We start from the raw sequence: 26,933 nt of genomic DNA on the forward strand, positions 1-26,933 counted from the left end.
TCATTCTCCTGTCGCTTGCGCGATCATCCGGGTCAGGGCGGCGCGAGAGATCTCGCCCGTATGCGCCGCGACCATCCGGCCCTTCGCATCGAAAACCAGCGTCGCAGGCAGGCCGATGGCGTCCAGTTCCGCCATCAGCCGGTTTCGCGGATCGCGGATCATGCCCTCGGCAGGCAGGCCTTCGGCTTCCAGGAAGGCCAGGACCTGCCCGGCATCCTCGCCCTGATTGGCAAAGACGAAATCCACGCCGGGCGTATTGGCGGCCAGTTCGGTCATCATCGGCATCTCGCGCCGGCAGGGCGGGCACCATGTCGCCCAGAGGTTCAGCACCACCGCCCGGTCGCGCCCGGCCAGTTGCACCCCGCTGCCGTCCAGCGCGATCAGTTGCATGTCGGGGATCATGACCGCCGGGCGCGTCAGCGTGACGGTGACGGCCTGATACGCGATCAGCGCCACCACGCCGCCAAGCGCCAGCGGGACAAGCGCGGCCCGTTCCCGACGCCACGCCGCCAACAGGACGGCGGCGCCTCCGGCCCAACCCGCAGTGGGCAGGAAGCCGCCCTGCCACAGCTTCAGGGCGTCCAGCGGATGGGCGGCGAAGGCGGGCCAGTTCGCGGCGACGAAGCCCACGCGCGCGGCGGCGATCCAGGCCAGCACGGCAACGCCCGCCCAACGGGCCGCATCGCTCTTTTGCAGTCGTGCCATGATTTCGGTCACGGCGAAGAACAGCAGCAGGCCCACGACTGCGGCGAAACGCGCACCGTCGAAGACCAGCGGGCCAATCGAGATCGCGTTCATGGGCTGACCTTGCCGATCGAGGCCAGCAGCGCCGCGCTGTCCATCTCGCCGATCAACCGGCTGCCTGCGGCCTCGGCGCGCGCGGCGTCGAGAAAGATCATCGTGGGCGGCCCCATTGCGGCCAGATCCTGCATCAGCGCCTGCGCCTCGGCATTGAAGTCACTGACATCCAGCTTGATCGCCGCCATATCGGCCAGCGCGGCATGGACCGCCGGGTCGGTCAGCGGACCGCGCTCGATGGCGCGGCAGGTCACGCACCAGTCGGCGGTAAGATAGAGCAGCGCCCGCCTGCCGTCCGCCTGTGCCAGCGCCTGCTCCAGCCCGGCCCGCGTCGTGACCTCGGCGAATTGCGCCTGCGCCTGCGCAGGGGCAGCGCCGCCTGCCAGCGGCGCCAGCGGGCGCAGCGGATCATGCGCCCCAAGCGCCGCGCCGAAGCCCTGCAACAGCCCGGTGAACAGCAGCAGAATGCCAAGCGCCGCACCAAGTCTGCGGTTGCGGGACGCATCGCCCTCCAGCCGGTCCAGCGCACCCAGGAAGACCGCCGTTCCGACCAGCAGCACGGCCCACAGCGCCAGCGTAACCGGCCCCGGCAGCACCCGCCCCGCCAACCAGATCGCGAAGCCCAGGAAGATCACGCCGAAGGCCCGCTTCGCGCCCTCCATCCAGCCGCCGCCACGGGGCAGGATGCGCGGGCCGAAAATGCCGATGGCCAGCAGCGGCACCCCCTGCCCCAGCCCAAGCGCGAACAGCGCCGCCGCCCCCAGCATCACGTCGCCGGTCTGCGCGATATAGATCAGCGCCCCGGCCAACGGCGCGGTCACGCAAGGTCCGACGATCAGCGCCGAGGTAAAGCCGAGCACCATCGCACCGCCAAGCGAGCCGCGCTTGCCCGCCACCCGGCCAAGGCGGTTTTGCAGGGCCAGCGGCATCTGCAATTCGTAGAAACCGAACATCGACAGAGCCAGCAGCACGAAGATGGCTGCGATCACGCCGATGGCTGCAGGTGATTGCAATGCCATCTGCAAATTCGCGCCGGACCATGCCGCGGCGATGCCCAGCAACCCGAACGCCGCCGCCATCGCCAGCACATAGGCCCCGGTCAGCAGCAGCCCGCGCCTTGCGGTCAGCGCCTCGCCCTGCCGGGCCAGCATGCCCGCGACGATGGGAAACATCGGAAAGACGCAAGGGGTGAAGGCCAGCAGCAGGCCAAAGCCGAGGAAGCCCGCGACCACCAGCACCCCGCCGCCGCGCGCGGCCAGCCCCTGCACCAGCCCCTCATCCTCTGCCAAGGTCAGCCCCGAGGCCGCGCCCGCCGTGTCGCTTGACGTGGCCGAATCCGCGACCTGCGGACTCCAGCCCGAACCGCTGGCGGCGGCGCCATCCGCCAGCACCCCGCCATCCGCGTCCAGCCGCACGCTTTGCGGCGCATAGCAGATACCGTCCTGCTGGCAGCCCTGCCAATGCAGGGTGACCGGCTGGCCCGCATTCTCCAGCCTTGCCGTGACCTCGCCGCGATAGATCTGGCCCTCGCCGAAATAGGGATCTTCATAGATCTCGCCCTCGGGCAGGGACAACGGCAGGCTCTGGCCCCCGGCATCCGCTGCGAAGGTGCTGCGATAGAGATAATAGCCATCGGCGATGCGCCAGTTCAGGATCAGCGCGTCGTCCTCGCGCTTGACGCTGAACACAAAGGCGTCCTCGGGTTGCAGGGGCTGCGCCTGCGCCCCCGTCAGGAAACCGGCAAGCAGCAACAGGGCCGCGATCAGGGGGGCAAACATTCTCGTCATCATGCCCGGCTGGCTAGAGACGCCACCTTAAGCCCAGCTTAAGCTTGACAGAGGAAAGCGTGATCGAGCAATCCAAAGGAAACACGCCATGCGCCTGCTGATTGTCGAGGACGACCCGGTCCTGTCCGACGGGATCGCCGTTGGGCTGGGCCTGTCGGGCTTTACCGCCGATGCGGTCGGCACCCTTGCCGATGCCCGCGCGGCGGTGGAGGCGGGCGGCTTTGCGGGGGTCGTCCTGGACATCATGCTGCCAGACGGCTCGGGGCTGGACCTGCTGGCCGAGTTGCGCGGGGCGGGATCGAAGCTGCCGGTCCTGCTGCTGACCGCCCGCGACCGGGTGCGCGACCGTGTGCTGGGTCTGGACGCGGGGGCGGACGACTATCTGGGCAAGCCCTTCGATCTGGACGAACTCGCCGCGCGGCTGCGCGCCATGCTGCGCCGGCAGGAAGGCCGCGCCGCGGCGGTGATCGAGTGGAACGGGCTGCGGCTGGACCCGGCGACGCAGTCCGGGCGCATCGGGGAGCGCGAGCTGCGCTTTTCGCGCCGCGAATTCGCCATCCTGCACGCGCTGGCCGAGCATCCGGGCCGGATCCTGTCCAAGACGCAGTTGGAAGAACGGCTCTACGGCTGGCAGGAGGATGTCGAAAGCAATACCGTCGAGGTCCATATCCACCACCTGCGCGCCAAGCTGGGCCGCACCTTCATCGACACCGTGCGGGGGGCGGGCTATCGGCTGGCGGAGGGAGGTCCATGAGTTCTATCCGCAAACGGCTGCTCGTCATCCTGCTGGCCGGGACCGGGGTGATCTGGCTCTGCGCCGTCATCTGGATCCAGCATTCCACCCGCACCGAGGTCGGCCATGTGCTGGACCGGCGCTTGCAGGAATCGGCGCAGATGGTGGCTTCGCTGATCCGGCGCAATGGCGGGATCGCCGGGCCGGACGCCGCCGCGCTGGTGGGTGACGCCCCTGCCCTGCCCGACAGCCGCCACGACTTCGCCCGCCAGTTGATCTGCCAGGTCTGGGGTTTCGACGGCCAGCTCAAAAGCGAATCCGACGGCGCGCCAACCGGGCAACTGGCCGAGCAGGAAGGCTTCAGCGAGCGCGAGGTCGATGGCGAGGTCTGGCGCGTCTATACCCATGTCGATGCGGACCTGGGCATCCGTGTCATGGTCGGCGATGCGCGTTTCATGCGCGAACGGCTGGTGCATGGGGTGGCGATGGGGTTGCTGGCCCCGGCGATGCTGATCCTGCCGTTGCTGGCGGCGCTGATCTGGCTGGCCGTGCGCGGCGGGCTGGCGCCGATGGACCGGCTGGCACAGGCGTTGTCGCGCCGCCCGGCGACCGACCTCAGTCCCCTGGGGGAAACCCGCGCGCCCGCGGAACTGCGCCCGATGATCGAGGCGCTGAACGGCCTTTTCCATCGCGTCGAGGGCCTGCGCGACCGTGAGCGCAGCTTCACCGCCTTCGCTGCCCATGAACTGAAGACCCCGCTGGCCGGGCTGAAGACGCAGGCGCAGATCGCGACGCTGGCCCCTGATGCCGCGACGCGCGAGCGGGCGCTGGCTCAGATTGCGCAGGGCGTGGACCGCACCGACCGCATGGTGCGCCAGCTTCTGGACATGACCGCGACCGAAAACCCCATCGACAGCACCGCCCCGGCCGAGGACGGCGCGAAGATCCTGACCGATGTGGCCGGGGCGCTTGGCGGGCTGGCCGGGGCGCGGGGCGTCACCCTGCGGCTGGAAACCGGCGGGGCCGAATGGCGCAGCACGCAGGCGGCGCTGCTGGCCCCGGCGCTGCGCAACCTGCTGGAAAACGCCATCCTCGCATCGCCCGCCGGCGCCACCGTCGAGGCGCGGCTGGCGCGCGACGGCGGCAGGGTGCGCTTCAGCGTGCTTGACCGCGGCCCCGGCATCAGCGAGGCCGACCGCCCCCATGTCACCGAGCGTTTCTATCGCGGCAGCGCCAGCCCCTCGGGCGGCGGCAGCGGGTTGGGCCTTTCCATCACCGCCGCAGCGGTCGAGGCCCTGGGCGGGGAACTGCGCCTGACACCCCGCGACGGCGGCGGCGAACATGCCGAAATCATCCTGCCGGGCGAGCCAGCGGCATCGACGGCGTAGCGACAGAACCACAATATCCCGGACGCTTCGCATAGCGCCCTGCCCCGGCTGCCCCGGTCATGCGCATGGCCGGGGCGCCGCCCATTCGACGAATTGCAGGGCCGAACCGCGCCCCGCGTTCCTCAGAAGATGGTCACCTGCGTTCCCACCTCGACCAGCGGATAGAGCCGGGCGATATGTTCGTTGTAAAGCCCGTAACAACCGCTGGACGACTTGCGGCCGATCTTGCGCGTGTCATGGGTGCCGTGGATCAGATAGGCAGGCCAGGACAGGTAAAGCGCATGGATGCCCAGGGGGTTGTCCGCTGCCCCGCCCTCGACCCGCTGCGGCAAGGACGGATCGCGTTCGCGCATGCTGGGGGTCGGGGTCCAGGACGGGCGCTCGGCCTTGCGCACGACTTCGGTCTTGCCGCGCCTGGTCAGTTCCTCGGACATCGGGATCGAGGACGGAAAGACCAGATAGATGCTTTCGTCACCGGACCAGAAATGCAACGCACGCGAGGATACATCCGCGAGGATCACACCCTTGCCAAGGGTCGGATGGAAATCTCTCCAGTCAAGGGCCCTGAAGGACGATATATTGCGCTGTGCGCCCGGCATCGGGTCGGCGTTCCAATCCAGATCCTGCCCGGATGCAATGCGCGGCAAGACCAATCCGCCCGCCAGCAATCCGCCCAGAAAAGCACGCCTCCCGCCGCCGGAAGCGGCAGCATGTTTTCGCGGCCCGGTCAGGCGTGGGTGGCGAGGTTTGTCCATGTCTCATGCTCCAGTCGTTCATGGGCAAGGTGCCCGCGCATCGCCAATGGCCCCGCAAGCTTAAGCCCAGCTTAAGGCAGGCATGGGCAAGGCGGCCCCTTAAGGTTGGGTTAAGCCGCAACGCATATCGGTGCGCGGCAGATCCGAGAAAGGACAGGTTCATGGCACAAAGACCCCATCCCGGCCGCCGGCGCTTCCTGCAGGTCGGTATCGCCGCGGGCGCGCTGGCGGCAAGCGGAATTTCCGCGCAGGCGCAGGACAATCCGATGCCCCCGGACCTGCGCCAGGCCCTTGAGCATGAACAGCTCGGCGCGGTCCTCGGCAACGCCTCGGGCGATGTCACGCTGACCGAGTTCTTCGACTACAACTGTCCCTATTGCCGCGCATCGGTCCCCGACATCCACCGGCTGATCACCGAGGATCCTGATCTGCGGGTCGTGCTGCGGGAATGGCCGGTGTTCGGCGCGGCCTCGCTCTACTGCGCCCGCGCCTCGCTGGCCTCGTTGCGGCAGGGGAAGTTCTGGCAATTCCATGCCGGGCTGATGAGCATCGAAGGCGAGGCCGACGACAAGAGCGCCATGCAGGTCGCCGCGGCGGTCGGGCTGGACATGGACCGCCTGCGTGGGGATATGGACGACGTCGAAATCGGCCGACAGATCGAACATTCCTGGATTCTGGCCGAAAACATGGGGCTGGCCGGAACGCCCACCTTCATCGCCGGGGACCTCGGCGCCTTCGGCAGGCAATCGCTGGACGAGTTGCGGTCGATGATCGCGGACGTGCGCCGCAGCCGTTCGTAGGTCGCCTTCGGCCAAACGGATTGAACCGGCGAAAAGGGCCATCCCGGTCTTGCATGGTCCGACACCCAGACATCCGGGTTAATCGGCTCCCGCTGCAGGTGGATTTGCCAGCTCGAACGGTGGTCAACACCCCTCCCTCTTTCGTTTGCCGACCCGTGATCATGCCCGTTTCATATGGCCTGACCATCCTAGCGGCGGCCCCGGCGACGGTTGTCTGGCTGACGCAATAAGCGACGGGCAACCATCAGGGCGCAGGGGCGGATTCAGGAACATCTGCGCGCTTTCCCTGTTGGAAAGGCAGGGCAGACAGCAGGGAGGAAGCGCCATGACACCCGCCAGACCGACCGGAACCCACCGCTGGGGCGACCGCCTGACGATGCTTCTGGGGGCCGTTCTGGTCCTTTTCGGCGCACCGATCCTGGGGGGCGGCGCATGGCTGATCGCCTTGGGCGGATCGTGGTATTACCTCTTTGCCGGGCTTGGCCTGCTGGCGACGGCATGGTTCCTGTTTCGCCGCTCGATCACCGCGCTGTGGGTCTATCTGCCGACCTTCGCGGGCACCCTGATCTGGGCCTTGTGGGAGGCGGGCCTGGACGGTTGGGCGCTGGTCCCCCGGCTGGTCGCGCCGACGGTCGTGCTGGTGCTGGTCCTGCTGAGCCTGCCCGTCCTGCGCGGCGGCACGCCGGGCCTGCGCCGCGCGGCAGGCGGCATCGCGGGGTTCGCGGCGGCTCTGGCATCGGGCGCATTGCTGGCGACACGGACCGACATCGCCGCCCTTGCCCAGCAGGGTCGCGATGCCCCCGCCGCGCAAAACGCCGGGCCTGCGCAAACCGGCGCCGACTGGCCCGCCTATGGCGGCACCCATCACGCCACACGCTTTTCCCCGCTTGAGCAGATCACCCCCGCCAATGTCGGCGATCTGGAACGGGTGTGGGAGTTCCGCACCGGCGACATGCCCGAAGAGGACGAGCGTTTTTCGAACCAGAACACGCCGCTGAAGATCGGCGACCGGCTGCTGGTCTGCTCGGCGATGAATCAGGTCATCGCGCTGGACGCCGCCACGGGGTCCGAGATATGGCGTCACGATCCGGGCGTTTCGACCGATGCGATCCCCTATAACGCGACCTGCCGCGGGCTGGCCTATTACGACGCCCCCGACGTCGCCGAAGGCGAACCCTGCGCCCGGCGCGTGCTGATGAACACGCTGGACGCCCGGCTCTTGGCGGTGGACGTGCAGACCGGCCAGCTTTGCGAGGGTTTCGGCAATGGCGGCACCGTCGATCTGGAGGAAGGCATCGGCCACACCGCGCCAAGCTGGTATGCGCCGACCTCGCCGCCGACCATCGTGCGCAATGTCGCGGTCGTGCATTCGCAGGTCCGCGACGGGCAGCGGCGCAACGCGCCTTCGGGCGTGGTGCGGGGCTATGACGCGGTGACGGGTGAAATGCTGTGGGCATGGGACATGGGCCGCCCCGGTGAAACCGGCCCGCCACCCGAGGGCGAGACCTATACGCGCGGCACGCCCAATGTCTGGACCATCGCCTCGGGCGACGACGAGTTGGGGCTGGTCTATCTGCCGCATGGCAATTCGGCGGTGGATTACTGGGGCGGCGACCGCTCGGACGCCGAGAACGAATATTCCACCGCGCTGGTGGCGCTGGACGTGACCACCGGCGAAGTCGCCTGGCACTACCAGACCGTGCGCTATGACATCTGGGATTACGACCTCGGCTCGCAGGGCACGCTGATCGACTTTCCGACCCCGGACGGCCCGGTTCCGGCGCTGATCCTGCCCACCAAGCAATCCATGTTCTGGGTCTTCGACCGCCGCAACGGCGAATTGCTGGTCGAGGTCGAGGACCGTCCCGTTCCGCAAGGCGGGGTCGAGCCGGACCGGCTGTCGCCGACCCAGCCCTTCGTCACGGACTTCCCCAACCTGTTGAAGCCCGATATCGAGGAACGCCACATGTGGGGCATGACGCCGCTGGATCAGCTTTTCTGCCGTATCCAGTATCACCAAAGCCGCTACGACGGCATCTATACGCCCCCCGGAACCGATTGGTGGATCCAGTTTCCCGGCTATAACGGCGGCTCGGACTGGGGCGGGGTTGCGGTCGATCCGGGGCGCGGGATCATGGTCGCCAATTACAACATCACCGCCAACCGCACCCGGCTGGTGCCGCGCGAACAGGTGGACGAATATGGCGTCGTTCCCATCGACGAACCGGGATGGGAGGACAACAGCCCCGAGGACGTCTCGCCCCAGGCCGACACGCCTTACGGGATCGAGGTGAACGCGGGCTGGCGCGTGCCCTTCACCGGGCTGCTCTGCACCCAGCCCCCCTATGGGGGCATCATGGCCGTGGACCTGCAAACGCGGGACGTTCTGTGGGACAAGCCCTTCGGAACCGCGCGCGGGGACGGGCCTTGGGGCATCCCTTCGCGCCTGCCTTTCAGCATCGGCACGCCCAACAACGGCGGCGCGGTGGTGACGGGTTCGGGGCTGATCTTCATCGCCGCGACGACCGACGACCTGATCCGCGCCATCGACATCGAAACGGGTAAAGAGCTGTGGAGCGACGTCCTGCCCGCAGGCGGTCAGGCAGGCCCCGCCGTATACGAAGCCAACGGGCGCCAATACCTGGTCATCAACGCAGGCGGCCATACCTTCATGGAAACGCCCATCGGCGATTACTTCATCGCCTATGCCCTGCCCGAGGAAACATAGGGAACACCGCCGGGCCCACCCTGTGGGGTCCGGCGGAACCATCGGCTGCGCCCCCCGTTTCCTTCCTGCGCCGTCAAGGAGTCCGCCGAATGGCACCGCGATCCTACTGGAAAGGCTATCTCAAGCTGTCGCTGGTCACCTGCCCGGTGTCCATGATGCCGGCGACCAGCGATGCCGGGAAGGTCCGCTTCCACACGCTGAACGCCCGCACCGGCAACCGCGTCGCCAGCCAATATGTCGATGCCGTCTCGGGCAAGCCGGTCGCCGAGGAGGACGAGGTCAAGGGCTATCCGCGGGGCGAGGACGATCACGTCATCCTGGAAGACGAGGAAATCGATTCCGTTGCGCTGGACAGCACCCGCACCATCGACATCGACATGTTCGTGCCCGCCGATTCCATCGGCTGGGTCTGGCTGGACCAGCCCCATTACCTGTCCCCCGCCGACAGGATCGGGACCGAGGCCTTCGCCGTCATCCGCGACGCGATGGCGCGGACGAAGACGGTCGGCATCTCGCGGCTGGTGATGTATCGCCGCGAACGGGCGGTCATGCTGGAGCCGCGCGGCAAGGGCATCACGCTCTGGACGCTGCGCTATGGCGACGAGGTGCGCGACGAGGCCGATTATTTCGGCGCCCTGCCGCCCGAAAAGCCGCAAGCCCGGCTGATGACGCTGATGCGCAAACTGATCGACGAGCGCACGGTGCCCTGGGACCCCTCGATGGTCGATGACCCGGTGCAGGCGCGGCTTCTGGACATCATCGCGGCCAAGAAGAAAAGCCCCAAGCGCCGGGTTCGGGCCAGGGCGCCCGAAAAGGGGGCCGAGGGCGGCAATGTCATCGACATCATGGACGCATTGCGCAAGAGCATCCGGTCCGAGCGGAAATGATCACGCCTTCAGGGCCGCCCCGGCCTTGCGGAAATCCTGCCACGGATCGGCTTGCGCCAGCCGGGCGGGCGCGTTCGTCACCGTGAAATGGGCCGGGCCGACGGCGGGGTCCAGTTCCTCCCATGCCAGCGGCATCGACACCGCCGCGCCGGGACGGGCGCGGGGCGACCAGGGGGCCACCGCCGTCGCGCCGCGCTGGTTGCGCAGCCAGTCGATCAGGATCCTGCCCCGCCGCTTGGCCTTGGCGACGGTCGAGACGTAAAGCCGGGGGCTGTCCTTTGCCATGTCCTCGGCCACAGACTTGGCGAATGCCTTGACCGTCGGCCAGCCCGCCTTGGGCTTCAGCGGCGCGACGACATGCAGCCCCTTGCCGCCCGAGGTCTTGACGAAAGCCGCCAGCCCCGCATCCTCAAGCCGCTGCCGCACCTCTTGCGCGGCCTCGATCACCGCCGTCCATTCGACGCCCTCGCCGGGATCGAGGTCCATCGTGATCAGGTCGGGACGCTCCCAATCCGCCACCGCCGCGCCCCAGGGGTGGATCTCCAGCGCGGCGGATTGCACCAGCCCCATCAGCCCGTCCAGGTCCTCGATGGAAATCAGCGGCTCGCCCTGCTTGTCCTTTGGGTCGCGGATCGGGACGATATGCCTGCTCATGCCCTTCCAGACGTGTTTCTGGAAGAATCTCGGCCCGGTGATGCCCGTGGGGCAGCGCAGCAGCGCCAGCGGACGGCCCACGATGAAGGGCGCGATCCGGGGCAAGATCCCGGCATGGTAATCGGCCAGCCCTTCCTTGGTGATCCCTTCGTCCGGCCAATAGAGGCGGTCGGGATGGGTCAGCGCGACGCGGCGGCGCGGCGGACGGGGCGCAGAGGCCGCGCTTTCGCGGATGATTTCCTTGGCGGGCTTGTCCTCGCGCAGGCCGCGGAACGAGGCATGGCGCAGGTTGCCGTCGGCGGTCCAGGCGCGGAACTCGACCTCGGCCACCAGTTCGGGGCGGGTATAGCGGACCTTGCGCGCCTGCGTCCCGCTCAGCGGCTGCGCGAAGGGGCTGGCCTTCTGGCGCAACGCCTCCAGCCGGGCGAACAGGTCCCTTGCCACATCCGCCGTAAAGCCGGTGCCGACGCGGCCCACATGTTCCAGCGCGCCGTCCCGATGGACGCCCAGCACCAGCGAGCCGATGGCGCCCTCGGTCACGGTCGAGGGCACATAGCCCCCCACCACGAATTCCTGCCGGGCCGAGCATTTCGACTTGATCCATGACCTGCCCCGTCCCGAACGATAGGGCGCATCGGCGCGTTTCGAGACGATCCCCTCGAGCGCAAGGCGGCAGGCATGGCGCAGGACCAGCGCGCCGCTTTCGGGGAAATGGCCGCTGTAGCGCAGCGGGCCGGATGCCGGGGCCAGCAGGTTTTCCAGCATCGCCTTGCGCTGCGTCAGCGGCAGGGCGCGCAGATCGTATCCGTCCAGATGAAGCAGGTCGAACAGGTAAAACACGAATCGGTCGTCGCGCCCCGCGCTCAGGTCCGCCTGAAGCGCCGAGAAATCCGAGGCGCCGTTGCCGCTTTCGACCACCAGTTCCCCGTCCAGGAGCGCGGTCCGGACCGGCAGGGCGCGCAGGGCATCGACCACGGCGGCGCCGAACCTGTCGGTCCAGTCCTGCCCGCTGCGGGTCAGAAGCCGTGCCTTACCCCCCTCGATCCGGGCTTGCAGGCGGTAGCCGTCGAACTTGACCTCGTGCAGCCATTCCTGACCCGCAGGCGGTGCGGCGCGCAGGCTGGCCAAGGCGGGGGCCACGAAATCCGGCAGCGCGGCCTTCCTGCCGCGCGGTTTCGCGGCGGCCTTCTTGCCCGCCTTGCCCGGCGCAAGATCGCCGACCCCTTGCCCGCTGATTACCGATTCGGGCCGTTCCTCAAGGATATCGGGATCGCCCTTGCCGCGGGCAAACGCATCATCGCCCTTGATCAGCAGCCAGTTCTCGCGCTTCTCGCCGGGTTTGCCCTGCATCCGCACCAGATGCCAGCGGCCAGACAGCTTTTCGCCCTTCAGCTCGAATTCCAGATGCCCCTTGGCATAGCCGCGCGCCGGATCACCGGTCGGAACCCATGAGCCGCGATCCCAGACGATCACCGCACCCGCGCCATATTGGCCCTTGGGGATGGTGCCCTCGAAGCCGCCATAGCTTAGCGGGTGGTCCTCGACATGGACGGCAAGGCGCTTGTCGCCGGGAACCAGGCTGGGACCGCGCGTCACCGCCCAGCTTTTCAGCACGCCCTCCATTTCCAGCCGCAGGTCGTAATGCAGCCGCGTCGCGGCGTGTTTCTGGATGACGAAGGAATTGCCCGCCTTGCGCGACTTGCGGCCCTTGGGTTCCGAGGTGGCGCTGAAATCGCGCTTGCGGCGATAGGTTTCCAGCGTCGCCATCTCAGCCCGCCTTCTTGCGGCTGGCCGCCGGTTTCGCCTTCGCCGCCCGCTTGCGCGGCTTCCTGTCCAGCCCCGCGCTTTCGCGCAGCGCCTCCATCAGATCGACCACCTTTTCGCGCCTGCGGGCCTTGGGCGGGGCGATTTTGCGGCCCTCCATCTTGGCCTTGACCAGATCGGCCAGCGCAGCGTCATAGCGGTCGTCGAAGGCGCCGGGATCGAATTCGCCCATCTTGGTCTCGATGATATGGCGGGCCAGGTCCAGCATCTCGCCCTTGATCTTCAGATCGGGAATGTCGTCGAAGGCCGAGGCCGAGGACCGGACCTCATGTTCGAAATTCAGCGTATCAGCGATCAGCCCGTCGCCATGCGCGCGGATCAGCACCGTCCGAAGGCGCCTGAACAGCACGGTCCGCGCCAGCGCCGCGACCTGGCGCGCGCGCATCCCCTCGCGGATCAGGGCAAAGGCTTCGCCTGCGCTGCGGTCGGCGGGGGCAAGGTAATAGGGCTTGTCGAAATAGACGGTATCGATATCGCCGCAACCGATGAAGGCTTCGACCGCCAGCACCTTGTCGCTGTCGGGCACCGCCGCCGCGATCTCGTCGGGTTCCAGCAGCACATATTCGCCCGGCGCGGTCTCGTATCCCTTGACCTGATCGTCGCGGGCAACGGGCTTGCCGGTCTCGCTGTCCACGAACAGGCGGCGCACCCGATGGCCGGTCTTGCGGTTCAGCGTGTGAAAGGCGATCCGATCCGAGGTCGAGGCGGCAGTGTAAAGCGCAACCGGACAACCGACCTCGCCGATCTTCAGAACCCCTTTCCAATTCGCCCTCGGTGCCACGCCCGCCTCCCTCTCCGGTCTCAGGGTGAACCGGCAACTGCAGGGATTGTTCCGGCGCGGCGGGGATCGAAGCGGTCGATGCGGTAACGCCCCCGGTCCTCGGTCGCGGGCGGGCCGAGGGTTTGGGCCAGCAATGCGACGGCTTCGGGACCGTCCAGCGGTTCATCCGTGGGGCCGGTCCAGTTGACGGCCAGGATGGGACCAGTCGCATCGGCCAGCAGCCATTCGCCCAGTTCGCGGATGTCGGCGGGCGTCAGGAAATACAGCACCTCGGACAGCAGCACCAGATCGGGCCGCATATCTGGCAGATCCTGCGGGGCCGTGCCCGGCACGACCCTTGCCTGCGCGAAACCCGACAGCGCCGTCCGGGCCAGTGCGGCGGCTGCCGGGATACATTCCATCGCCACCAGCGAACGGCAGCGCGGGGCCAGCCTGCGCGCCAGCGTGCCGTTGCCGCAGCCTATTTCCAGCGCGGCATCGAACGGACCCGCGCCGATGGCGGCAAGGGTGGCGTCATATTTCCCGGCCTCGTAGCGGCTGGAGCGATGGTCCCAGGGATCGTCGCTGGCGGCATAAAGTCGCGACAGGTGGTTCAGGACATCCCTACGCGGCAATGACGATCTCCGGATGGTCGAGGAAATGCGCCTGCCGCCAGTCCTCCATGACGAAGCCGCCTGCATCGTCGTCGATCAGCGCGCTCATCTGGGTGCGGTGGCAGGCCAGCGCGCGGGCCTTGGCGGCGCGCGCGGCAGCCGAGGCACGGATCAGGCGCACGGGCGCGGGCCGGTCGCCGAAGCGGCCCCAGATCGGATAGAAGGCCAGCGCGATATCGGGGCGATGCGCCGAGACATGCCGGGCCAGCCGCGCCACGTTTTCATGGTCCACATGCGGATCGCCTGCCCAGCTTGCCAGAACCAGCGCGCGATCCGGCAGCAGGGCGCAGACATGGCGGGCGCTCTCTGCATCCGACGGCGCGGCGCCATCGGGATGGCCCAGCCAGTCGATCCGCGCCCGCGGGGCAAGGATCGCCATCGCGCGGCGCAGTTCGCCTCGCCGTTCCGCTGCCAGCCGCGGCGCTGGCCATCGGCGCGAATGCGGGTGCGAGCGGCTGCCGTCAGTGACGCAGATGACCTGGCAGCGGCTGCCCCGCGCGGCGGCGTCGAACAGCAGCGCCCCGCAACCCAGCGTCTCGTCATCGGGATGGGGGGCCAGCACGGCCAGCGGACGCCCGCCCAGCAATGTCTCGACCGAGACGCGCGGCGCGTGGACCACGGCGTCCAGAAACCCACTCATCCGATCCACCTCTGCCGCAGGTCGGGATCGGCAAGGATGCGGCCAAGCGCGCCCATCATCAGCCCGTCCGGGTTCGCCTGCCGCAGATAGAGGCTCAGGTCGCGCCGGATCCGGTCCGCAGGGTGGGCCGTCGCGAAAGAGGCCGCGCCAAGCGCCTGATCCACCGCCGCCATCAGCGTCGCGGCCTCGTCGGTGGTTCTCAGACGGGCAAGAATGGCGGCCTCGGCATCCGCCGCCGTGGCCTCGGGACGCTCGACGGCGCGGGCGGCCTGTTCCAGCCACAGCCGCGCGGTTTCGCAGGCGCCGACCATCCGGTGCAGCCGCGCCGCCTGCAAGGGCGCATCCGCCTGCCCGCGGGCCTGCAACTGATCGGCGGCGATGGCGGTCAGCGCCCGCATCGCACCAAGCTGCACCGCACCGTAGCGCCAGACGCCGCCGTGAAAATGCGGCTCGGCCAGCCAGGCGTCGGGCGGTCCCAGCGGGACGGCATCGGCCAGCGCCAGCCCGTCCAGATCGCACCGCCCCGAGGCCGTGGCCTTCATCCCCGACACCTGCCATTCCTGCGGGAACAGCCTGCCTTGCAACTGCGCGCGGCTGAACAGCAGAAGGCGCAGCCCGTCCGCATCCCTGGCCGTGACGATGATCCGGTCCAGCACGTCGGCGCCGCTGGCGAACAGCTTCTGCCCGCGCAGGATGCCGTTCTCGATCCGCACCGGATCGCGCCCATCCGCGCCCCAGATGCCATGAAGCAGCCCCTGCCCTTCCAGCGGCCCGCCATGCAGGCGCAGCAGCTTGACCGCGTTCACATGACCCTCGAAAATGCGGCCCGCCGACAGGCTCGCACGACCGACGGTCTGCAAGGCGTCCAGCAGCGCCAGCGGGTCGGGCGGATGATGGGCCAGCCATGCGCAGGCCTCCAGCAACCCGCTTTCGCGCAGGGCCGCGGCCAGCGCGGGGCCGGACGGGCCGTCCTCGCCACCCTGCGGGGCGCGGGCGATCAGCGCGGCGGCACGCGCCGCAGGGGTCACGATACCGCCCTCATCCGGGCGCCCTGCGTCCAGCGCGCGAAATCGGGGCGAACCGTCAGCCGGACGAAACGCTCCAGTTCAGGCAGATCCCGTTCAAGATCCGAGGCGCGCAGCCGCAGCCCCCATATCCGCCCGCGATCCGGGTAACGGTCGCGGTGCCCCGCCATCACCCGCGCCCACAGGTGGCGCAGCATCGCAAGCGGCAACATCGCCTGGTCGGCCAAGGGATCGCCCTCGCACATCCGCTGCCGCAGACATTCGGCCATGCCGCCCTGCGCCCGCCCATGCAGCCGGGCCGAGACCCGCGCCCGCATGTCCCCGGCGTAGCGAACCGTCAAGCCATGCCGCTCGGCCCGATGGACCAATGCCCGGTCCTCGCTGGAATCCACGGCTGGCCACCCGCCGATAAGGCGCCACGCATCCGCGCGGATGGCCAGCGAGGCACCGGATTCCATGTAATGCGGGCGCGGCCCCCCAACCGGCTGCCGCCCCGCCATCCGGTCGAGACAATGGCGGATCTCGTGGACAAGCGCGCCATAAGCGCCTTCGACCCGCGCGATCCTTGCGCCCGAAGCGGTCGCCAGAACGCGATCCACCCGCGCGCTGATGGTGCCGCAGACCAGATCGGCCCCGCCCGCCACCTCGCGCAGGGCGGCGGCAATCCAGCCGGGACGGGGAACGGCATCGCCATCGGTCGTCAGCAGCAAGGCCCCGTCCCGCGCCGCAAGTTCCATCGCCACGCGGCGGGCACGCCCCGCGCTGGCGCGACCGTCGGGAAAGACGGTCTCATGCACCTCGACGGGCAGCAAGGGGCATGACAGCGCCCGCGCGACGCGAGCCGTCCGGTCGGTGCAGTTATTGGCCAGAACCACCGCCGCGACCGGCAGGTGACAGCGCGAGGCGGCGATCGTCAGCGCCCTCAGCAGGCTTGCGATGCGCACGGCTTCGTCCCTGACGGGGATCGCGATGACGACGCGGCTGACCGGCGGGCTGACAGGATGGTGCCGCAGATATATACAAGAACCGTCCATCAAAGCCCCCTCGCTGTTCTGTTCCGGGAAACGACCGCTTCACGGCTTTCGTTCCCTCGTATCCGAAAACCAGCGGGGCCTTGTCGCGGACGAGGGGCGCGAATGCCGCCCGATCCCGCGACGTCTCGCACCCCGAACATTGCCGCCATGATCCGACATCCCCGGCATGGCCCTATATGAACTGATACGGTGGCTGCCCCTACCCATTCCGGGGCTTGCGCGGCCCCATCGGGACCTCGGTCGCCCCCATATGTTCAAGGCCGAGGCCATCCATCGACGCGGGTCCTGGCGGAACTTCGAGGCCGTCGAATTGCTCGGTCATGGCGGTGACCCTCGCCCGACGCCGCTATGCGCCCACCACGCCGCCACGTTGTTCTGCCATTCCCATCGAGATGAGCAGTCCCGTTTCGTCCTGCACCGCGCGAAACGCCTCTTTGCCATCCATTCCGCGCCAGTTCGCAAGGATGAGCGATTGCGCAACAGCGCCGCCCAGCGTGGTGCCGGGGCCGGTCACGATGAACAGGTCGGGCGCGAATTCCTGCGCCGCGACGGTGATCGCGCGCGTGAAACCGTAGGTTTCGACGACCTGCGCACCCAGCGTATAATCCCAAAGCGCCAGCAGATCCGTCGATCCGGGCCACCAGATCGTCCCGCGCCCGTCGATCATCGGCAGCCTTGGCTGCACGAACATATCGCCACCCAGCACCGCCCGGCCCTGTTCGGCGACCGGGGCCTGCATCGGCGTGTGAAAGGCCGCGTGATTGCCCAGACGCATGGGGAAACGGCCTTGCACAGGCTGGACCGAGGCTTCGAAAGCCCTCAACCCCTGTTCGTTTCCGGCCAGAACCAGCATTCCACCGAGGTCGATCGAAAGATGAAGCTGGTGTTCCGCACGGCCATCGATCTTATCCACCAGTTCCAGCAAGACCTGCTTGCGGGTCGGGCACGGAATCCAGTCGTCGTCCATCCACGGGTAGACCAACTGCCCGCCGATCAGCGCGTTCTGCATCAGGGTGCCCATCGTATTGGACAGCCTGAATCCATTCGATGGCGACAGCGCCCCGCCGCAGGCCAAGGCGGAATACCAGCCCATCGAATTGCCGGTAACCGCGACGACCCGGATCGCCTGGTGGTCGATGGACAGAAAATCGCCAAGCGTCGCGGCATAGATCAGACCCGAGGCATTATCACCCCGCGAATGCCTGGCCAGAGAGAGGCGCGCGGCGCCGTCGAGGTCGCTCAGCGTTTCCTGCCCGGCTTCGCGTCTTAGCGCGTCGAATTCGGCAAGCAGCGCCGCATCGGGAAAGTGCCGATGCAGATAGCCCAGCTCTCCCGCGTTATAGGTGCCCCGTCCGGGGCAGATGACCACCGCTGTCTTCATGTCTTCCTTCTCATCGGAAACCTTCGCCCGCCTTGCCCGGCGCTCAGCGATCCGCTTTTTTCAGCGCACCCGTCAAGGCCAGCGCCCCGGAGACGATCCCGTCGGCAGAGGGCATCGTCGCGGCATAGGCCGGGCCGGTCGGAATGAAGCTGTCCTGCGCCGTCAGCCGTGCAAGCCGGGCGCAGGACGTTTCGAGGAAATGCGCCATCAATGCCTCGGCGACGCCACCGGAGTGCCGCGTTTCGTCCACCACGAGGATATGGCGGCAACCGCGCACGGCCTGGCTCAGCGCCTCCTTGGGCAGGGGCGAGAGCCAGCGCATGTCGATAATCCGCGCCTTGATGCCCGCCGCCTCGATCCGGGGCAACGCCTTGTGGCTCAGGTAGACGCCATTGCCGAAGCTGACGATGGCGATATCGGTGCCGTCGCCGTCGACCCCGACCTCGCCAAGCGCGATCCTTTCCCCCGGATCGGGATAGCGGCGCATCCACAGCCCGTCCTTGTCCACGTGCAGATCGCGCATCGGATAAAGCGCGATCGGTTCGAGAAAGGCCACGACGCGCTGTTCCTCGCGCGCCAGGCGCACGCATTCGCGCAGCATCCTGGCCGCATCGGCACCGTTCGACGGCACGGCAAGGACGACGCCCGGAATGTCGCGCAGCACCGCGACCGAGTTGTCGTTGTGGAAATGCCCGCCAAAGCCCTTCTGATAGCCAAGCCCGGCAATACGCAGCACCAAGGGGTTGGTGAACTGGCCTGCCGAGAAGAAGGAAAGCGTCGCCGCCTCGCCCCGGATCTGGTCCTCGGCATTGTGCAGATAGGCAAGGAACTGGATCTCGGGCATCGGCACGAAACCGTTGTGGGCCATGCCGATGGCAAGGCCAAGGATCGACTGTTCGTCCAGCAGCGTGTCGATCATCCGGTCCGGCCCGAAGCGCTGGATCAGCTTTTGCGTCACGCCATAGACACCGCCCTTGCGCCCCACATCCTCGCCCATCATGACGATTTCGGGATGCGCCAGCATCAGATCGGTCAGGGCCCAGTTGATCAGGCGCGACATGATTTGCGGTTCATCCATCGCGCGTGCATCGCTGCCAAAGACTGCCGCCCGCGCCTCGGCCGAGGGGCCGTTCGTCGCCCGGCAGGCGCGTGGGGGCGGCAGCAGGGACGCCATCACTTCATCCGCCGTCTTCAGGCGGGGCCGAGCCGCCACCTCTGCCGCGATGCGATTCACCCGCTCGCCCGTTTCCCTGTAGATGGCCAGCGCCGCCTCCGGGTCCAGCGCCCCGGCCCCGGACAGCAGGCGCACGCTGTGCAGCAGCGGATCGTTGGCCTCTTCCGCTTCGACCTCGGCCTTTGACAGGTAGGCGGTCGGCATGTCCGCGCCGGCATGACCATAAAGCCGCACGGTGCGGATGTGAAGGAATGCGGGCTTGCGCCGGGTGCGAACGTAATCGGCAGCCTTGAGCGCAGTCGCATAGGTATCGTAGATGTCCAGCCCGTCACAGGCGAAATACTTCAATCCGGGTCGGTTCGAGAAGGTCGCGCCGATCCAGCCCTGCGGCGTCTTGGTCGAAATCCCGATGCCGTTGTCCTCGCAGCAGAACAGCAAGGGCAGCGGAACGGATTGATAGGATGTCCATTGTGCGGCATTGAAGGCGCCCTGGGCCGTCGAATGGTTGGCCGAGGCGTCGCCGAAGCTGCAATACACGATGCCATCGTCGGGCAGGACGGCATGTTCCGGCCTATGGCGTTTCGCAGCGCCTATGGCGTAGGCGGCGCCGACCGCCTTGGGCAGATGGCTGGCGATGGTCGAGGTCTGCGGCGGAATGAACAGCGCCTTCGAACCCAGCACCTTGTGCCGCCCGCCCGAGATCGGGTCCTCGGAGGAACAGGCAAAGGACAGCAGCATGTCCCAGGCGATGGACTGGCCCGGCACCTGCTCGGCCCGCTGGATCTGGAAGGCCGCGTCGCGGTAATGCAGGAAGGCCATGTCGGTCGACCGCAAGGCCGCGGCGACGGCGGCAAGCCCCTCATGCCCCGAAGAGCCGATCGTATAAAAGCCGGTTCCCGCCGCCTGCATCGCACGGCTGGTCCGGTCCAGAGCGCGGGTCAGGCATCCCGAGCGATAAAGCGAAACCGCCAGTTCGTTGCCGAGCGGCCCCGCAGGCGCGCGTCCTTGCGGAAAGTCGCGCGCCGCGACCCGGCGCAGGAAACTCTCATGCACGATGACCGACCGATCCATGTCTTCCCCTGATGTCATCCCCACCTGCCGCATCCGGCACGGCAGCACCTTCTTGCACATATCAAATCAAAACGGCTATGAATTGCGCCATATCAGCGTTACTTGATGCGGAATCGTCATGAACCTTAGTCGCAGCCGTATCCCGGACCTTGCCCAGCTTCAGGCATTCGAGGCTGCCGCGCGATATGAAAGCTTCACCCATGCCGCGACCGAACTGAACCTCAGCCAAAGCGCCGTCAGCCGCCAGATCCGGGAACTGGAGGCCCGGCTTGGCCTCGAACTGTTCGAAAGGGTGCGCCAGCGCGTCATCCTGTCCGAGAACGGCAAGCGCCTGCTGGCCGATGCCCGCGCATTGCTGGAACGCGCCGAGGACATGACCCTGCGCGCGCTCGGCTCGCGCGGGCTGACCGGGGTTCTGTCGGTGGCGACGCTGCCGACCTTCGGCAGCCGCTGGCTGATCCCCAGGATACCGGCGTTTCTTGCCAGCGAACCGGGGGTTCAGGCCAGCATCGCCTCTCGTGCCGCGCCGTTCGATTTCGCGGTCGAACCCTTCGACATCGCGATTCATTTCGGGCGGCCAAGCTGGCCTCAGGCAAGCTGCACCTTTCTTTGCGACGAGGTGGTGATCCCGGTCGCCGCCCCCGGCATCGCATCAGGTGATCCGGCCGAGGTCGCCGCCCTGCCTCTTTTGCAGATCACCCACCGGCCTCGCCTCTGGGCGCAATGGTTCGACCTGCAAGGGATCGAGGCCCGGAATGCCTATAACGGTCATCGGTTCGACAGCTTTTCGATGCTGATCTCGGCGGCCATCGCCGGCCTGGGCGTGGCGCTGCTGCCCGCTTGCCTGATCGAGACGGAACTGGCCGCCGGACAGCTTCAGCCTGTAGCCGACCGTCCGCTGACCACCGACCAGTGCTATTATACCGTTGTACCCGATGGGAAAACCGGCAACCCGCTGGTTTCCGGCTTTCAGGACTGGCTAGGCGCCCAGATGGCCGAGGCCCAGCCGGTCGCCCCTGGACAAGGCCCTAATTGACCGCATCCAGCAAGCGGTAAAGGTTGGTCACCGCAATCACGCCCAAGCCGCGCAGCGGCTCGGGTGGCAGGCCGGGGGCGGGGCCGTTCGGCACCGGCAGGTCGGCTATGGCGAGATTGGCCGTCATGGCCCGGCCCACAAGCTTGCCATAGGCCGTCGCCATCGCCACCCCGCGTCCGCAATAGCCGTGCGAAGTCCACAACCCCGGCCTGGGTTGGTTGACATGGGGCACGAAATCCCCGGTCAGCCCGACCTTGCCCGACCAGCGGAATTCGATGGGCTGGCCCTTCAATTGCGGATAAACCGACAGCATCGCCTGCTGCACATGATCGAAATCGCGCGCGGACCGCGGGCCGCGCAGGTTGCCGCGCGTGCCGAACAGCACCCTCCCCTGCGCATCCTTGTGCCAATAATAGAGAATGCGGCGTATGTCGGAAACCGCCTGTTCGCCCGGCAGGATGGTCGCCGCGATATCCGCAGGCAAGGGACAGGTCGCGATCACATTCGTATGCACGGTGGCCGTGCTGCGGTCCAGGCTGGGTTCCAACCCGGCGGAATAGGCATCCGTGGCAAGCAGCACCTTTTCGGCACGCACCGTCCCGCGCGGGGTCTCGACGCTCCAGCCCATGCCCTGATCGTCGATGCGGACGACCGGACTTTCACGATGGACCCGCGCGCCCAGCGAGATCGCCGCGCGCGCAAGCCCCCGCGCGTAGGAAAGCGGGTTCAGCGACGCCCCCTCGCGGTCGATCATGCCGCCGATGTAATGGCGCGAACCCAATTGGCGCACCAACTCGTCGCGCCCGATCATCGACAGGCCGGGGAAGCCGTCCTCGGTCCACAGCCGCACCCGTTCCTCGACGCGGGCAAGACCGGCCTTGTTGTGGGCGGGCAAGATCCAGCCCGTGCGCTTGAGGTCGCAGGCGATCGAGAACTCGTCGATCAGGGCGAACACCTCGTCGCTGACGGTTGCGCCGAAATCGGCCATCGCCCGGCCATGTTCCTTGCCGAACTCCTTTTCCAGCACGCTGCGGCTGTTCTTGAAGCCCCGGATCACCGCGCCGCTGTTGCGCCCCGAGCCGCCCCAGCCGGGGAATCCCCCGTCCAGCACGCAGGTGGAAACCCCCTTGCGCTGCAACGCGATGGCAGCGCCCAGCCCCGTATAACCAGCCCCGACAATCGCAACATCGCAATGCGCATCGCCGTCCAGCGGCACCGATGGATCGGTCTCGACCGCCGTCGCCGACCACAGCGACGGAAAGCGATTCTGGCAATCCGCCCCGTAATCAATCATGTTCTGCGCCCGACTGAGCATTGCGACGCGCGGCATGAAGGTTCACCGTCGTCGTATAATGGTATTCGAGTTCGGCCTGCGCGATGCGAACCTGTCCGCGCTGGATGGCATCGAAAATGCGGCAATGGTCCATATAGGCCCCGCGCGGACCGGCATCGCGGGGCAGTTCGGTCGTGCGGATCAACTGAACGCGGTCGAGGATGATGCCCAGTTCCTGCACCAGAAGCGGCTGCCCCCCCAGTTCGGCCAGCGCCATGTGAAAGGCGCGATCCAACTGGCTGAACTCCGAGCGGGTCGCGGCTTCCAGCGCCTGCTCCTGCTGTTCGAGGATGGCTCCGACCGGGGCCAGCGCCGCACCGCCGCACCGGACGGCATATTCCACCGCCAGAAATTCCAGCGCCGCACGCTGGCGATAGGTGATGACGATTTCATCATAGCTGAAGCTGCGGATCGCGTAACGACGCCCGTTGCGCTCGACCAACCCTTCCTGCTCCAGGCGACGCAGGGCCTCTCGTGCGGGAACGCGCGAGGTGTTGAACCAGTTGGCGACTTCCTCTTCGCGCAGGGACAGCCCCATTTCCAACTCATGACGCAGGATGCGCCGCTTAAGTCCCAGATAAGCCGCCTCGCCCGCCGAGGGGGGGCTGGCGGTCCTGCCGGCAGGATCCGGCGGCTGGCTTTTGTCCAAAATGGTCATGTCATCCTGAGTCCATGCTACCGAGCCATAAGAATTAGTATACTGAAAGTTGTCAAGATCTATCCACAAATAGGCATCACTCCCGCAGATCAGACAATAAGTCCATTTATTTTCTATATATTATAAGGAAACGTGCTTGCGGTAAAAAATGCTTGCAGGAATCATCACTCCTTGCTCATATGTGTTTGGTATACTGTAATGCCGCTTCGGCGGGCAATCAGCCGGAACGACACTTGCGAAACCGGGGCAGGCGCCGCGATCACCGCAGGCCATGCGCCGGTTCACGATTTGAACGACCATGAAAGCTGGCCTGCAGGGCCGGCCTTCGCAAAAACAACGACTGACAGGGAAGCATCGAAAATGAAAAGCATGACGACTCTCAGCCGCCGCAGCCTGATGGCCGGGACCGGCGCCCTGTTCGGCCTTGCGGGGCTGGGCATTTCATCCCGCGCCGCCCTTGCGCAAGGCACGGCGCTGCGCGCGGCGATCACCGGCTATGGCGTGCTGAACACGCTGGACCCCGCGCGTGCCTCTCTGGTGCCCGAATTCTATGTCATCTGGGCCATCTACAACGGGCTGCTGAAATTCGACGATCAGATGCAGATCGTCCCCGACCTGGCCGAAAGCTACGAATTGCGCGACAACGGCTCGATCGAGGTCAGGCTGCGCGAGGGCGTCACCTTCCATGACGGTTCGCCCCTGACGTCCGAGGATGTGAAATTCTCGCTCGAACGCCTGCTGGACGAAGAGCTTGCCTCGCCGAACGCATCGAAGGTCGCGGTGGTCGATCATGTCGAGGTGATCGACGAGTTGAATCTGGTCATCCATGCGACCGGCCCCTTCGCGCCGCTGCTGACCTTCCTGACCAATGCCCGCACCGGCACGCAGATCCTGTCGAAATCCGCCTACGAACAGCTTGGCCCCGACGGCTACAGCCGCAACCCCGTCGGCACGGGTCCCTACAAGCTGACGTCCTGGGACACCGGCACCGGGCTGAAACTGGAAGCTTTCGAGGATTATTTCGAGGGTGCCCCCGCGCTCAAGACCGTCGAGGTTCCGCTGATCGTCGAAGAGGCGTCGGGCGTGACGGCCCTTCTGGGCGGGCAGATTCATATGACCTCGACCATTCCCACCTCGGACGTGCCGGACCTGATGAACAACGGCAATGTGCAGGTGCTGCGGCAACCGGGGCTGAACGTCCGGTTCATCTCGATCAATCTTCAGAAGCCGCCCTTCGACGACGTGCATTTCCGTCGCGCCGTCTCGATGGCCTTTCAGCGCGAGGCGATGGTGCAGACCGTGCTTTTCGGCGAAGGCGCGCCGCTGCACGGCTTCTTCCCACCGCTGCTGGGCGATTACTACACCCCCGGCGAAAACTCGGTGACCAGTTTCGACCCCGAGGCCGCGAAGGCCGAACTGGCCAGGTCGCGATACGCGGCGGACGAACATCCCGTCGAGGTCATCACCTGGGGCGGCGGCTGGTGGAAGCGCTACGCCGAGATATTCGTGGCGCAGGTCAACCAGGTGCTGGGCACGCGGTTCACGGTCGGCGTCACCGATTCCAACGCCGCCTTCGCCCGCCAGACCACGGGCGATTTCGTGGCCGGTGTCTGGGGCTGGCTGGGCTTCATCGACCCCGATGAATATGTCGGCGACATCCTGCATACGGATGGCTGGCGCAACATGGGCAAATATTCGAACCCCGAGGTCGATGCCCTGCTGGAACAGGCCCGCGCCGAGCTGGACCCGCAAAAGCGCGCCGCCCTCTATCACGAGGTCGAGGCGAAGGCGATCGAGGATATGCCGGTCATTCCGTGCTTTACCTCGAACATCCACAACCTGCTTGCGGCGAATGTGCAGGGCTTCACGCAAAAGCCCTATGCGAATTTCGGCGATCAGTTCATGAAAGTGAGCATCGGCTGATGTCGCAAAGCGATCCCGTTTCGGGGGGAAGCCGCAGCCTGCCCGCGCGCGAGCGGGCGGGATACCGTCGCCTCATGCTGCTGGGGGGCAAACTTCTCAGCGCACTGGTGCTGTTGCTGGTTGGTTCGCTGGTCGTATTCCTGACGATACAGGCTGCGCCCGGCTCGGCCGCGCTGTCGGTTCTGGGCGAACAGGCCACCCCCGAGGCGGTCGCCGCCTTCGAGCGCCGGCACGGGCTGGACCAGCCGGTCCTGGTGCAATACCTGGCCTGGCTGGGCAATGCCCTAAGGGGCGATTTCGGCGTGTCGCTTTCCATTGCCAGCGGCCAGCAGATTTCGTCCCTGATGGCCAGCAAGCTGCCGACCACGTTGTTTCTGGGCGCCTATGCGCTGGTGCTGGCCATCGCCATATCGCTGGTTCTGGGCATCTATGCCGCGCGCCATCGCGGCAAGACCGGCGACACGGTGGCCACCTCGATCTCGGTCCTGGGGATCTCGATGCCGGATTTCTGGCTCAGCTATGTGCTGATCTTCTTCTTCGGCCTGTCTCTGGGCTGGTTTCCGACCTATGGCTATGTCTCGCCCTTCGTGGACCTGCCCGGTGCGCTTCATGCCGGGTTCCTGCCCGCCTTGGCCATCGCCGCGCCGATGGCGGCGGTGTTCTCGCGCACCCTGCGCGCGGTTCTGCTGGAAACGATGACCCGGCCCTATGTGACGGCGGCGCGGTCCTTCGGGCTGAAACCACGCTTCGTCTTCGTCCATTTCATCTTTCGCAACGCGCTGATCCCCTATCTTACCATCATCGGGTTGCAGATCCGCTATATCCTTGGCGGCGTGGTGGTGGTCGAGCGTATCTTCGGCATTCCGGGCATGGGTTCCTTCATGGTCGATGGCGCGTTCCTGCGCGACCTGCCGGTGCTGCTGGCCTGCACGGTCACCTTCCTTGCCATCGTCGTGCTGGTCAACACGCTGACCGACGCGCTTTGCAGCTTCCTGGACCCGCGGAGGTCGCGCTGATGAGCCTTTTCCACCGCAACAGCCTTGCACGGCGTTTCCTGCATCACCGCACGGCACTGGCCGGGCTGGTCATCTGCACCTGCGTGCTTCTGGCCGTGATCGTCGGCCCCCTGATCCTGCCCTACGGTCCCGAGGACATGGATTTCATGGCCACGCTGTCGCCGCCCAGCATGGCCCACCCGCTGGGCACGGACAGCTTCGGGCGCGACGTCCTGGTGCGCGTGCTGAACGGCGGACAGGTTTCGCTGACGATCAGCTTTCTGGCGATCGCCCTGGCCACGGTGGTCGGCGGCGGCATGGGGCTGGCGGCGGCCTATCACGGCGGCTGGACCGACGTGATCCTGATGCGCTTCGCCGATCTGCTGTTCGCCTTTCCCAGCTTCATTCTGGCGCTTCTGCTGATGGTGATGTTCGGGTTCTCGACCTCGAACATCATCTTCGCCATCGCGCTGGTCTATCTGCCGATCTTCGCCCGCATCGCGCGGAACTCGACGCTGCTGGTGCGCGACGAGCCCTTCGTGCAGGCCGCGCGGCTGATGGGGCGGCGCCCGGTCGCGATCATGCTGACGCAGATCCTGCCCAATATCTCGGCGCCGCTTCTGGTGCAGGCTTCGGCGGGGATGGCCTTCGCCATCATCCTCGAGGCGGGGCTGTCCTTCATCGGGCTGGGGGTCCAGCCGCCGACACCGTCCCTTGGCGGGATCATGTCGGACGGGCGCGAATATTTCAGCCGCGCGCCCTGGGTCCTGACGATGAGCGGGCTGGCGATTTCCGTGGCCCTTCTGGGGATCAACCTGCTGGGCGACGGGTTGCGCGACCTGACCGACCCGCGCCTGCGCGAAAGGAACTGACAT

22 protein-coding genes are annotated in these 26,933 nt (G+C 67.1%); 9 read left to right on the forward strand and 13 right to left on the reverse strand.

From position 1 onward, the window contains the following. The gene (locus Q0O97_RS09430; protein WP_294927904.1) at positions 1-798 is read right to left on the reverse strand and encodes a TlpA disulfide reductase family protein; all 798 of its coding nucleotides are present in this window, start codon (positions 796-798) and stop codon (positions 1-3) included. Next, complete coding sequence (gene dsbD, locus Q0O97_RS09435; protein WP_294927907.1) at positions 795-2,576, reverse strand: protein-disulfide reductase DsbD; 1,782 nt, start codon at positions 2,574-2,576, stop codon at positions 795-797. Before dsbD ends, Q0O97_RS09430 begins: the two co-directional genes overlap by 4 nt. 97 nt (positions 2,577-2,673) lie before the next feature. Here dsbD and Q0O97_RS09440 point away from each other — a divergent pair, with 97 nt between their 5' ends. Both Q0O97_RS09440 and Q0O97_RS09445 read left to right on the forward strand, forming a co-directional pair. Then, positions 2,674-3,339: a response regulator transcription factor gene (locus Q0O97_RS09440; RefSeq protein WP_294927910.1), complete on the forward strand. Its 666-nt coding sequence runs from the start codon at positions 2,674-2,676 to the stop codon at positions 3,337-3,339. Continuing rightward, complete coding sequence (locus Q0O97_RS09445; protein WP_294927913.1) at positions 3,336-4,706, forward strand: sensor histidine kinase; 1,371 nt, start codon at positions 3,336-3,338, stop codon at positions 4,704-4,706. Before Q0O97_RS09440 ends, Q0O97_RS09445 begins: the two co-directional genes overlap by 4 nt. A 122-nt stretch (positions 4,707-4,828) precedes the next feature. On the opposite strand, the gene Q0O97_RS09450 is transcribed toward Q0O97_RS09445, so the two are convergent. After that, the gene (locus tag Q0O97_RS09450) at positions 4,829-5,305 is read right to left on the reverse strand and encodes a L,D-transpeptidase (RefSeq protein ID WP_294928005.1); all 477 of its coding nucleotides are present in this window, start codon (positions 5,303-5,305) and stop codon (positions 4,829-4,831) included. Between the two features lie 317 nt (positions 5,306-5,622). On the opposite strand from Q0O97_RS09450, the gene Q0O97_RS09455 reads away from it, so the two are divergent. From Q0O97_RS09455 to Q0O97_RS09465, 3 genes are all read left to right on the forward strand, one after another. Continuing rightward, on the forward strand, positions 5,623-6,261 hold the full coding sequence (locus tag Q0O97_RS09455) for a DsbA family protein (protein WP_294927916.1): 639 nt from the start codon (positions 5,623-5,625) through the stop codon (positions 6,259-6,261). Positions 6,262-6,586: 325 nt separating this feature from the next. Continuing rightward, positions 6,587-8,989, forward strand: a complete 2,403-nt coding sequence (locus Q0O97_RS09460) for a membrane-bound PQQ-dependent dehydrogenase, glucose/quinate/shikimate family (RefSeq protein WP_294927919.1) — start codon at positions 6,587-6,589, stop codon at positions 8,987-8,989. An 89-nt stretch (positions 8,990-9,078) separates the two neighbouring features. Further along, a complete protein-coding gene (locus Q0O97_RS09465) occupies positions 9,079-9,876 on the forward strand; it encodes a Ku protein (RefSeq protein WP_294927922.1) in 798 nt (265 codons plus the stop codon). Here the strand turns inward: Q0O97_RS09465 and ligD are convergent, their stop codons facing one another. From ligD to Q0O97_RS09505, 8 genes are all read right to left on the reverse strand, one after another. Then, positions 9,877-12,297: a DNA ligase D gene (gene ligD / locus Q0O97_RS09470; protein ID WP_294927925.1), complete on the reverse strand. Its 2,421-nt coding sequence runs from the start codon at positions 12,295-12,297 to the stop codon at positions 9,877-9,879. Between the two features lies 1 nt (position 12,298). Next, positions 12,299-13,135: a Ku protein gene (locus Q0O97_RS09475; RefSeq protein ID WP_294927928.1), complete on the reverse strand. Its 837-nt coding sequence runs from the start codon at positions 13,133-13,135 to the stop codon at positions 12,299-12,301. A gap of 20 nt (positions 13,136-13,155) precedes the next feature. Further along, positions 13,156-13,749, reverse strand: a complete 594-nt coding sequence (locus Q0O97_RS09480) for an SAM-dependent methyltransferase (protein WP_294927930.1) — start codon at positions 13,747-13,749, stop codon at positions 13,156-13,158. Then, on the reverse strand, positions 13,739-14,428 hold the full coding sequence (locus Q0O97_RS09485; RefSeq protein WP_294927933.1) for a PIG-L family deacetylase: 690 nt from the start codon (positions 14,426-14,428) through the stop codon (positions 13,739-13,741). The genes Q0O97_RS09480 and Q0O97_RS09485 overlap by 11 nt, the downstream gene beginning before the upstream one ends. Beyond that, positions 14,425-15,456: an acyl-CoA dehydrogenase family protein gene (locus tag Q0O97_RS09490; RefSeq protein WP_294927935.1), complete on the reverse strand. Its 1,032-nt coding sequence runs from the start codon at positions 15,454-15,456 to the stop codon at positions 14,425-14,427. Before Q0O97_RS09490 ends, Q0O97_RS09485 begins: the two co-directional genes overlap by 4 nt. After that, a complete protein-coding gene (locus Q0O97_RS09495) occupies positions 15,453-16,487 on the reverse strand; it encodes a glycosyltransferase family 2 protein (protein WP_294927938.1) in 1,035 nt (344 codons plus the stop codon). The genes Q0O97_RS09490 and Q0O97_RS09495 overlap by 4 nt, the downstream gene beginning before the upstream one ends. Positions 16,488-16,833: 346 nt before the next feature. Then, positions 16,834-17,868 carry an ACP S-malonyltransferase gene (locus Q0O97_RS09500; protein ID WP_294927941.1) on the reverse strand — a complete coding sequence of 345 codons (1,035 nt, stop codon included), beginning with the start codon at positions 17,866-17,868 and terminating at the stop codon, positions 16,834-16,836. A 43-nt stretch (positions 17,869-17,911) separates the two neighbouring features. Next, positions 17,912-20,113 carry a thiamine pyrophosphate-dependent enzyme gene (locus Q0O97_RS09505; RefSeq protein WP_294927944.1) on the reverse strand — a complete coding sequence of 734 codons (2,202 nt, stop codon included), beginning with the start codon at positions 20,111-20,113 and terminating at the stop codon, positions 17,912-17,914. 118 nt (positions 20,114-20,231) lie between these two features. Here Q0O97_RS09505 and Q0O97_RS09510 point away from each other — a divergent pair, with 118 nt between their 5' ends. After that, positions 20,232-21,149, forward strand: a complete 918-nt coding sequence (locus tag Q0O97_RS09510; protein ID WP_294927947.1) for a LysR family transcriptional regulator — start codon at positions 20,232-20,234, stop codon at positions 21,147-21,149. On the opposite strand, the gene Q0O97_RS09515 is transcribed toward Q0O97_RS09510, so the two are convergent. After that, positions 21,142-22,443, reverse strand: coding sequence for an FAD-binding oxidoreductase (locus Q0O97_RS09515; RefSeq protein ID WP_294927949.1), 1,302 nt, complete (start codon positions 22,441-22,443; stop codon positions 21,142-21,144). The two genes, Q0O97_RS09510 and Q0O97_RS09515, sit on opposite strands and share 8 nt — an antisense overlap. After that, on the reverse strand, positions 22,436-23,140 hold the full coding sequence (locus Q0O97_RS09520; protein ID WP_294927952.1) for a GntR family transcriptional regulator: 705 nt from the start codon (positions 23,138-23,140) through the stop codon (positions 22,436-22,438). The genes Q0O97_RS09515 and Q0O97_RS09520 overlap by 8 nt, the downstream gene beginning before the upstream one ends. 369 nt (positions 23,141-23,509) lie before the next feature. Between Q0O97_RS09520 and Q0O97_RS09525 the strand changes: the two genes are divergently transcribed. From Q0O97_RS09525 to Q0O97_RS09535, 3 genes are read left to right on the forward strand one after another with little or no spacing between them, the layout of a single operon-like run. Continuing rightward, on the forward strand, positions 23,510-25,063 hold the full coding sequence (locus tag Q0O97_RS09525) for an ABC transporter substrate-binding protein (RefSeq protein ID WP_294927955.1): 1,554 nt from the start codon (positions 23,510-23,512) through the stop codon (positions 25,061-25,063). After that, positions 25,063-26,079, forward strand: a complete 1,017-nt coding sequence (locus Q0O97_RS09530; RefSeq protein WP_294927957.1) for an ABC transporter permease — start codon at positions 25,063-25,065, stop codon at positions 26,077-26,079. The genes Q0O97_RS09525 and Q0O97_RS09530 overlap by 1 nt, the downstream gene beginning before the upstream one ends. After that, positions 26,079-26,930, forward strand: a complete 852-nt coding sequence (locus Q0O97_RS09535; protein ID WP_294927960.1) for an ABC transporter permease — start codon at positions 26,079-26,081, stop codon at positions 26,928-26,930. Before Q0O97_RS09530 ends, Q0O97_RS09535 begins: the two co-directional genes overlap by 1 nt. The last annotated feature ends 3 nt before the right edge of the window (positions 26,931-26,933 follow it).

The sequence above is a fragment of the uncultured Paracoccus sp. genome, assembly GCF_945915435.1.
Classification (GTDB): domain Bacteria; phylum Pseudomonadota; class Alphaproteobacteria; order Rhodobacterales; family Rhodobacteraceae; genus Paracoccus.

Coding starts and splice junctions, on each gene's coding strand:
- Q0O97_RS09525 (WP_294927955.1), top strand. CDS start 23,510: ATGACGACTCTCAGCCGCCGCAGCCTGATGGCCGGGACCGGCGCCCTG.
- Q0O97_RS09510 (WP_294927947.1), top strand. CDS start 20,232: ATGAACCTTAGTCGCAGCCGTATCCCGGACCTTGCCCAGCTTCAGGCA.
- Q0O97_RS09520 (WP_294927952.1), bottom strand. CDS start 23,140: ATGACCATTTTGGACAAAAGCCAGCCGCCGGATCCTGCCGGCAGGACC.
- Q0O97_RS09515 (WP_294927949.1), bottom strand. CDS start 22,443: ATGATTGATTACGGGGCGGATTGCCAGAATCGCTTTCCGTCGCTGTGG.
- Q0O97_RS09495 (WP_294927938.1), bottom strand. CDS start 16,487: ATGGACGGTTCTTGTATATATCTGCGGCACCATCCTGTCAGCCCGCCG.
- Q0O97_RS09430 (WP_294927904.1), bottom strand. CDS start 798: ATGAACGCGATCTCGATTGGCCCGCTGGTCTTCGACGGTGCGCGTTTC.
- Q0O97_RS09460 (WP_294927919.1), top strand. CDS start 6,587: ATGACACCCGCCAGACCGACCGGAACCCACCGCTGGGGCGACCGCCTG.
- Q0O97_RS09455 (WP_294927916.1), top strand. CDS start 5,623: ATGGCACAAAGACCCCATCCCGGCCGCCGGCGCTTCCTGCAGGTCGGT.
- Q0O97_RS09505 (WP_294927944.1), bottom strand. CDS start 20,113: ATGGATCGGTCGGTCATCGTGCATGAGAGTTTCCTGCGCCGGGTCGCG.
- Q0O97_RS09500 (WP_294927941.1), bottom strand. CDS start 17,868: ATGAAGACAGCGGTGGTCATCTGCCCCGGACGGGGCACCTATAACGCG.
- Q0O97_RS09440 (WP_294927910.1), top strand. CDS start 2,674: ATGCGCCTGCTGATTGTCGAGGACGACCCGGTCCTGTCCGACGGGATC.
- Q0O97_RS09465 (WP_294927922.1), top strand. CDS start 9,079: ATGGCACCGCGATCCTACTGGAAAGGCTATCTCAAGCTGTCGCTGGTC.
- Q0O97_RS09445 (WP_294927913.1), top strand. CDS start 3,336: ATGAGTTCTATCCGCAAACGGCTGCTCGTCATCCTGCTGGCCGGGACC.
- dsbD (WP_294927907.1), bottom strand. CDS start 2,576: ATGTTTGCCCCCCTGATCGCGGCCCTGTTGCTGCTTGCCGGTTTCCTG.
- Q0O97_RS09530 (WP_294927957.1), top strand. CDS start 25,063: ATGTCGCAAAGCGATCCCGTTTCGGGGGGAAGCCGCAGCCTGCCCGCG.
- Q0O97_RS09450 (WP_294928005.1), bottom strand. CDS start 5,305: ATGCCGGGCGCACAGCGCAATATATCGTCCTTCAGGGCCCTTGACTGG.
- Q0O97_RS09535 (WP_294927960.1), top strand. CDS start 26,079: ATGAGCCTTTTCCACCGCAACAGCCTTGCACGGCGTTTCCTGCATCAC.
- ligD (WP_294927925.1), bottom strand. CDS start 12,297: ATGGCGACGCTGGAAACCTATCGCCGCAAGCGCGATTTCAGCGCCACC.
- Q0O97_RS09485 (WP_294927933.1), bottom strand. CDS start 14,428: ATGAGTGGGTTTCTGGACGCCGTGGTCCACGCGCCGCGCGTCTCGGTC.